The organism is Actinomadura sp. CNU-125, assembly GCF_001942465.1.
Taxonomy (GTDB): Bacteria; Actinomycetota; Actinomycetes; order Streptosporangiales; family Streptosporangiaceae; genus Spirillospora.
Window position 1 is genome coordinate 19,867 of record NZ_MKJY01000015.1, and the last position, 7,518, is coordinate 27,384.

Genomic DNA, 7,518 nt, shown 5'->3' on the forward strand with positions numbered 1-7,518 from the left:
CCCCGCCAACCGGCCCGCCTTCGAAGCCCAGACGCTCCCCCCGGGCCCCTGGCAGTGGACGGACGACACCGAGATGGCGACGTCCGTCTACAAAATCCTGGAAACCCACCGCACCATCGACCAGGACGCCCTCGCGACGGCCTTCGCCGAGAACCACGACTTCGACCGCGGCTACGGCCCGTCCACCAACCGCCTCCTCCGCCTCATCCGCGAAGGCGGCGACTGGCGCACCCTCGCCCGCGAACCCTTCGACGGCCAGGGCTCCTGGGGCAACGGCGCCGCCATGCGCGTCGCCCCCATCGGCGCCCACCACCACGACGACCCGTTCTCCGCCGCCCGCCAGGCCGCCCTCTCCGCCGAAGTCACCCACCCGCACCCCGAAGCGGTCGTCGCGCGCCATCGCCGTCGCCGTCGCCGCCGCGCTCCCCCGCACCACCCCGGGCGCGTTCCTCGACACGATCATCGACCACACGCCCCCCACGAACGTCCGGGACGGCATCATCGAGGCCCGCCGCCTCCTCCCCCTCGGCGACCCCCTGACCGCCTCCGCGGTCCTCGGCAACGGACGCCGGGTCGCCGCACACGACACCGTCCCGTTCGCCCTCTGGGCCGCCGCCCGCAACCAGGGCGACTACGAACGCGCCTTCTGGACGACCGCCTCCGCCGGAGGCGACATCGACACCAACTGCGCCATCGTCGGCGGCATCATCGGCGACCCGCCCCCGCACTGGATCGCCCAGTGCGAACCCCTACCGCTGTAGGTGCCGCCCCAGAAACTCGACAGCGATCGGCCAAGCCCGCTCCGCAGGCCCCTCCTGATAGAACATCGGAGCCTTGCGGTTGTGGAACGCGTGCCCCCCGTCCTCCTGGACATGCACCTCCACACCGTCCCTCGCGGCACGCTCCACCTTGGCGACGTCCTCCCTAGGGATGTACGGATCGTCACCTCCGAAGTGAAGCTGCAATGGCCCCCGCACACTCGGCAGCAGATCCAACTGCGCGGGCACACCCGACCCGTAGAACGAAACCACCGGCAACTCCACCCGACTGGCGAGCAGGTACGCCAGCGTCCCCCCGAAGCAAAACCCGAGCACCCCCACAGAGCCCACCTCGGGCAGCCCCTCGAAAACCCCGAGCGCGGCCTCCAGATCGTCGACCCCCGCCTCCCAGTCGAACTGGGACACCATCGACATCCCCCGGGGCACGGCCCGCTCGTCATGCCGCACGGCCCAGTTCGGCTCGATCCGCCAGAACATGTCCGGCGCCCCCACGACGTACCCCAGCCCCACGAGATCCTCGGCGACCGCCTCCATGTACTCGCCCACCCCGAAGATCTCCTGCACCAGCAGAATCCCCGGCCCGGGCCCCTCGCCCCACACCGTCAGATCGAACCGTCCGCCAACCTTCTCGACGCGCCTCATCCCCCCATGATCCCCCCTCACCCGTAACCCCGTCGCGAACCCGGCACCGATCTAGGTACGCTTGCGGGACGGGTCGCTAGCTCAATTGGCAGAGCTCCGGACTTTTAATCCGTAGGTTGTGGGTTCGAGTCCCACGCGACCCACCACCCCTGACCAGGGCAAACGAAGAAAATGCCCGGTTCGCCGGGCGCCCGACATGCCCTACTTCGTCCCTCTGTTGGCTCGATGTTGGCTCGGCGGCTCACCATGGGCTCAAGGCAGAGCCACCACTCACCTCGCGCTCAGCCCGGTTCGCTCCGTTCTCCCGCCTGCCGGTGAGGCCGTTTCCTCCGCGCCGAAGCTCCGCACTGCGCAGCACGGCCTGATCGGCGGCCCATCCCCACCGCCCCACGACGTCCGGCCTCCCAGCCGCCTTCGAAGCCTGCTGGACGCCCAAAGCGCCTCAGGTCTGAGCGATGATGCCGTTCAGGTCTGAGGCACGGTACGCGAAGCGAGAGCCTTCACGTCTTACCGTCTTCAAACGCTAGCCGGACTCGGCCATCCACTTCGCCTTCAGATCGTCCAGTTTCCGGGACGAAGGTTGGACGGTCATGGCGATGATGCCGCTCTTCTGACCGTGGGAGTCCAGACCCGCAGCCGTCCACCTCACGGCCAAGGTGCGATCGGGCTCCTGCGCGCCGGCGTCCGGGTCTATGTACAGCGGTACCGGCTCCAGCGCTACGCGAGCGTGCGCTCGCAGGTCGACCGGTTCGAAGATGACCTGGAGTTCCTCCGCACGCCGCTCGATCCTCCATGGCGACCTCGCCATCACCGCGTAGGTGTTGTTGTGGAAGATCGACGGGGAAAGCACCGGCGTTTGGAGTATGGGCTCACGCCTCGGGGTGCCGTAGGCGGCAGGTGGCACAGGCAGATCATCGAGTTCCCGAGTGACTTGCTCGTCCGGGTCGATGCAACGCACACTTTCGTCGGTGATGGTCGCCGTGACGACGACGCCGGCGAACGGGCGCTCCTCATCGTTGACCAGTACGAGCGCCAACCGGGCAGGCGGGTGCTCTTCCAGCTCAGCAGCGATGAGCCCGCAGAACACTTCCTGTGCCTCAGTCAGGTATGCCTCGATCTGCGCGACGTACTCGTCGAGCGTGCGCCGATCCCGAGTGCTCGTGTAGAAGAGTGAGGTGCGCCATCCCAGCGTCCGATGCCGGACCTCCTCGGCGGACGGCTGGTAGCGCGCGGCCAGCAACTCTTCGCGTAGCTCTTCCGCCCATCGGGCGAAGTACGCGGGCGACACGGGTGCGGCTTCAATGTTCGGCCGGGCCGCGACCACTTCGGCCGCCATCCGTACGGCACCTGACGAACGTGCCCGACGCTGCAGCATCTGCCGCTCTTCGTGAGTGGCCCGCTCGGTTTCCCCTGGACGACGGATGAAGATCGTCCCTTCGTTGAAGCCATAGGACTTGGTCACCGGGCCGTCAGCGGTCTGCTTGATCCGCGTGATGAACAGGTCCTTCATCAGGAAGTGGATCGGATCGCCTGGCGCTGGAGGGGCGATCTCCACCACTAGGACCTGCAGGCCCTCCACTTCGAGGTACTCGGGCGTCCAGACGATCTCCGTGCCGATGTAGGGCTGCAAGTTCTGCATCAGCTTCTGCGGGTCCACCGCCGTGACACCGCACAACTGGCCGGGTTCCACTCCGACCAGCAGGTAGGCGTTGCTTGGCACCATTTCGCCGCGACATCGGGAGCGCGGTTGGCGAATCCCAGGATCTGCTTGACCAGGTGGAGGCGACCTTTGAGACCGCCCAGGTCCAGTCGGCTCTTCCACTCGATCCAACGGGATTCGTCGTAGTCACCGGCGGAGCGCACAGCCTCGACCAGACGCCGCAACTCGCTCGGACGGCGGAACGGCCGCGACAGATCCTCGATCGGGAACGGCATGAACCGCAAGGGTACGCGGGGCCTACGACAACGTTCAGTGCGTCATGCTCGACACTGCCCGGAGTGCCTGCCCATCACGGGTCAGCACGGGAGGATGAGCTGCCCCACAGCCGCGGCCGCCGTGACCAGAGGCACGGTTGTCGCGCAGACCGAGAGTGCCCATGCGAAGGGTCGTCCCGCCCGGCCGGGGCGGTGCGTCTTCCCCTCCAGCCGGGCCAGCCGCTTCGTCAGCGTTCCGCCGTTCGGGCCCGAGGCGGCGAGTGCGCCCGCGAACTCTGGTGCGCTGCCGACCTGGCGCAGGGCGTCGGCGAGCGTCCGGCGTCCCGCGGTGCGTGCGGCCGCGTCGTCGGCGGCCATCTCGAGCAGGAGCGGGACGCGCGACTTGGCTCGCCGAACCGTCGGCGACCACGGCAGCAGGGCGTGAGCGGCGTCGAGCAGGAGCAGAACCAGGTGGTGGCGCTGCCGCAGATGTGCTCGTTCGTGCTCGAGTACGGCCAGCAGCTGCCGCGTGGTGAGCCTGCGTTGAGCGCCGGTTGAGAGGACGATCGGTCGCCTACGGGAGGGCAGGCAGTACGCGACCGGTATGGGGTGGTCCAGAAGAAGGACGTCTGCGTGGCGTCCGTCTTCGTGCGCCACCATGTGGAGCATCTCGCGGTGGTCGCATCGTCGCTGCAGAGTTTCTCGAAGACGGGGAACCGTGCGCATCAGCCGGAATCCGCAGAGGTAGAGCAGTGGCACGCTCATCGCACCGGCCAGAACCGTGGCCGCCGTGCGGTGATGCGGCAGGCAGCCGTGCAGCCATTCGACCAACCCGTGTCCCGGAGTCGGTGGCCACAGGAAGGCGATCATCACCGCGCCGGTGACCGCGGCGAAGGTTCCGGCCACAGCCCCCAGCCAAGCGACGATCGCCGTGCCCGGATGGGCCCCGGAAGAGAGCCGGTCCAACACGGAACCGGCTCCCCAGCCGAGCAGGAGCGCGGTGGTGAGCAGGGCGATGAGGAGGGCCGACATCGGGTCAGGACCCGGGCTCGCCGACGGCGCGGCGGCGCAGCACCTCTAGGAGGCGCCGCGCGTCCTCGGGCGGCACGCCTTCGGCGAAGCGGGTCAGGACGGCGCCGTGGTCGGACGTCGTCCCGGTCAGGGCGTCGATCATCACCTCGGCCACGTAGTCCTCCCGTGTGCACGTCGGGCCGTAACGGAACGCTTGACCGTCCGGGATCTTCTCCAGCATGTTCTTGCGCGCGAGCCGCTCCGCCACCGTCTGGACGGTGTTGTAGGCGAGCGGCTTCTGCTGGTTCTCATTCAGCACCGTCAGCAGCTCACGGACGCGCAGGGGTTCCGGTTCCGCCCACAGGACGTCCATGATGGCGCGCTCGAGCGAGCCGCCGAGTCCCTCCACACGATCACCTCGATCCCGCTGACATTCTGCCGAATGAGCGGGGAGGAGAGTGGCCGATGAGCTGGACCCGAACCCGCCGGGTTCTCACTGTACGTCCGGTCGGGCCGGGCTCAGCTCAGCGCGCTCAGTTGTGGTACTGGTGCACCACGGCGTGGCCCTTGCCGCGGCTGATCATCCAGCGGTTGATGGGCGTCGTGAGGACGAACGCCACGAGAAAGGCGAACGCGAGTGCGCCCCAGAAGAGGGGGCTGGCCAGCCGGCGTGCATCGCCCCCGGCACGATCAGCATGACTCCGTTGTCCAGCACTTCCATGATCGCGATCGAGACGGTGTCGGCGGCCAGCGCGACCTTGAACGCCGCACGCAACGTGAGCCCGGCTTTGAGGACGCCACGCATGGTGAGCGCGTAACCGAAGAAGAACGCCAGCGCCACGGCCAGGGCGATGGTGGGGAGGTTCGGCCAACCGAGCGCCGTTCCGATCACCATGCCGAGAACCTCGCCGATCGCGCAGCCCGTCAAGCAGTGCAGGGTCGCCTGCGCGGCCATGCCCCAGGACACCATTTCACCATGGCCGTGCCCCGCGCCTCCGCCGTGTCCGGCATGGTGTTCATGCTTCGCGTGGTCGTGCTCCATGTGGTGATGTCCCGCATGGTCGTGCTGACCGGTCTCGCCTCGGCGCCCCACCTCGGACGACGGAAGATGCTGGTCATGCGTGCTCATGGAGTACTCCATCCAGATCTGACTCGGGAGAGCTCCGCGCCCCGAACCGTTCCATGCAAGGGGAACCTACACGTTGTAGGAGGTGCTCGGGCGGGGCGCACTATCGAACGGCTGATCCCCTCAAGAATCGAGGAGGAGCGCCGACGATGCGAGCTATCCCCTGCGCATGAGCCGACCGACGGCCGCCATCATCTCCGTCCTGACCTCGTCTTCACGCCCCTCGTCCCTTCCGTGGCTCATGCAGTGCCCGACGTGGTCGTCCAGGAGCCCGAGAGCGACCTTGTCCAGCGCCGCCTGGATCGCGGAGATCTGGGTGAGGACGTCGATGCAGTAGCGGTCTTCCTCCACCATCGACTGGACCCCCCTCACCTGCCCTTCGATGCGGCGCAGGCGAACCTGGAGCTGCTCCTTGGTGGCCGTGTACCCGCGGGTCGGCGTGGGCGCCTTCGGTGTCGTCATACACCCATCGTACAGATACGGGGTAAGGGTATACCGGTCTCGTCACAGTGAGCCCGCGACTTCGCGGTATCACCGGACACCTCCCAGAGTGCGGCGTGCGATGAGTGCGGCGGGCACGAGCAGCCCGAAGGTCAGCGTCATGCTCGGCGCGAGTCCGAACACTCCTTGGGCCGCGCGACCGGGATGTAGAGGAGTCCGGCGAGCGCGTTTCCAACGCCGATGACGATGCCCGCGGTGGCAGCGGGCGCATCGGGAGCGGCGTTCTGCGCGGCGACGATCAGTAGCGGTTGGCTCGCATACACGAGCAGGCCGGCGACGACCGCGACGGCGACCGTGCCCGGTCCCGCCGGGAGGGCGAGCACACCGGACAGCGGGATCACGGCGGCCAGCAGTGAAATGGTCGTGGTCCGCGCGTAGCCGAAGCGCGCACCCGCGGCGCCGCCCAGTAGTGCGCCGGCACCCGCGGCGAGAGAGAACGCGGCGAGGATGCCGCCGAGCAGCGGATGGTCGGTGGCGAGTCCTCGCTCGGCGACCAGCCAGAGCGGGACCGCACTGGTGAAGGTGATGAACGCCAGGCTGATAAGGGTCGCCGCGGCCGTCAGCCATGCGACCGTCCCGGTCAGAGTGCGGCGGTCGATGAGCCGGCCGAGGCGGGTTCCGTGCGGCTGCCAGTCCGGCAGAAGGACGAACATAGCGAGTGCGAGGAGGAGGCCGGGCAGCATCAACCACGGCAGCGCTCCGGCGCCCTGGCTCGACACCAGGTAGAGGATCAGTATCGGGCCTGCCGCGAACCCGGCCATCCCCCCGGCGGTGAACAACCCGACGGCCAGTCCCGGGTTCTTGGCGGTCGGCCCGCCGACGATGCTGGTGGAGACCGGGTGCAGCGCGGCGGACCCGATTCCTCCGAGGGCGAGCAGGCCGATCAGGACGGAGAGCTCGGGGGCGACGCCGACGAGGCTGAGCGACACTGCGGCCAAGGCGACGCCACCGGCGGCGACGCGGCGGAGGCCGATTCCGTCGGCCAGGGCGCCGAGCAGCGGCTGGGTCACCGATGAGCTGACATTGAAGACGGCCACCAGCAGGGCCAGGGTGGTGGTGCCGGCGGCGAATCGGGCTTGGAGTGTGGGCAGCAGTGCCCCGAGCACGGCGGTCAAAGCGTCGTTGACAGCGTGCACGACAGCCAGCAGCACCGCCATCCGGGTACCGGACACGATGCCCGGTCGGCATAGCACGTGAGTCACGATGCCTCCTCGGTCAGGCCCGGTCGCAGGTGTCGAGGCCGGGAAGAGACTGCGATGACGCGGTGAACTACCCCTACCCCGTATCTATTTCGTCGAGCGGGGACCTGGAAAGAGCCGAGGGCCGACCTGGCCCGCTCGTGCACGTATTGCGGGTGTGCACCGCTGGGGAACCTACGCAGGCCGTTTGGCCAACACCACGAGGCTCATCTCTTGCGACCCATGGGTTGCGGTTTGAACCTTACCCCCCTAGGGTATGCCGCATTCCGCAGATACCCCCTAGGGGTAAGAAGGAGTGATCATGTCTGCTCGTTCCGCCCCGCCCGCGAACCGCCGCTGGTGGGCA

The 7,518-nt window shown here is 68.3% G+C and carries 6 protein-coding genes, 1 tRNA gene and 2 pseudogenes; 2 read left to right on the plus strand and 7 right to left on the minus strand.

Going from position 1 to position 7,518, the window contains the following annotated elements; genetic code table 11:
- Positions 1-73: 73 nt before the first annotated feature.
- A pseudogene (locus BJF79_RS02425) lies at positions 74-761 on the plus strand (ADP-ribosylglycohydrolase family protein).
- Here the strand turns inward: BJF79_RS02425 and BJF79_RS02430 are convergent.
- Positions 750-1,421, minus strand: coding sequence for a dienelactone hydrolase family protein (locus BJF79_RS02430; RefSeq protein ID WP_075894795.1), 672 nt, complete (start codon positions 1,419-1,421; stop codon positions 750-752). The pseudogene BJF79_RS02425 and the gene BJF79_RS02430 sit on opposite strands and share 12 nt — an antisense overlap.
- A 70-nt stretch (positions 1,422-1,491) precedes the next feature.
- Here BJF79_RS02430 and BJF79_RS02435 point away from each other — a divergent pair.
- Positions 1,492-1,567: transfer RNA gene (locus tag BJF79_RS02435), tRNA-Lys, on the plus strand.
- Between the two features lie 377 nt (positions 1,568-1,944).
- Here the strand turns inward: BJF79_RS02435 and BJF79_RS02440 are convergent.
- The 6 genes and pseudogenes from BJF79_RS02440 to BJF79_RS02465 all read right to left on the minus strand — a co-directional run bounded on the left by BJF79_RS02440 (position 1,945) and on the right by BJF79_RS02465 (position 7,130).
- The gene (locus BJF79_RS02440; protein ID WP_075894796.1) at positions 1,945-3,144 is read right to left on the minus strand and encodes a helix-turn-helix domain-containing protein; all 1,200 of its coding nucleotides are present in this window, start codon (positions 3,142-3,144) and stop codon (positions 1,945-1,947) included.
- A 293-nt stretch (positions 3,145-3,437) separates the two neighbouring features.
- Positions 3,438-4,367 (minus strand): M56 family metallopeptidase, encoded by a 930-nt coding sequence (locus tag BJF79_RS02445; RefSeq protein WP_075894797.1) that lies wholly within the window; start codon positions 4,365-4,367, stop codon positions 3,438-3,440.
- Between the two features lie 4 nt (positions 4,368-4,371).
- Positions 4,372-4,755: a BlaI/MecI/CopY family transcriptional regulator gene (locus tag BJF79_RS02450; RefSeq protein ID WP_075894798.1), complete on the minus strand. Its 384-nt coding sequence runs from the start codon at positions 4,753-4,755 to the stop codon at positions 4,372-4,374.
- A gap of 124 nt (positions 4,756-4,879) precedes the next feature.
- Positions 4,880-5,487: pseudogene (locus BJF79_RS02455) on the minus strand (DUF4396 domain-containing protein).
- Between the two features lie 141 nt (positions 5,488-5,628).
- Positions 5,629-5,934, minus strand: a complete 306-nt coding sequence (locus BJF79_RS02460; RefSeq protein ID WP_075894799.1) for a metal-sensitive transcriptional regulator — start codon at positions 5,932-5,934, stop codon at positions 5,629-5,631.
- 137 nt (positions 5,935-6,071) lie between these two features.
- Positions 6,072-7,130, minus strand: a complete 1,059-nt coding sequence (locus BJF79_RS02465; RefSeq protein WP_075894800.1) for an MFS transporter — start codon at positions 7,128-7,130, stop codon at positions 6,072-6,074.
- Between the last annotated feature and the right edge of the window lie 388 nt (positions 7,131-7,518).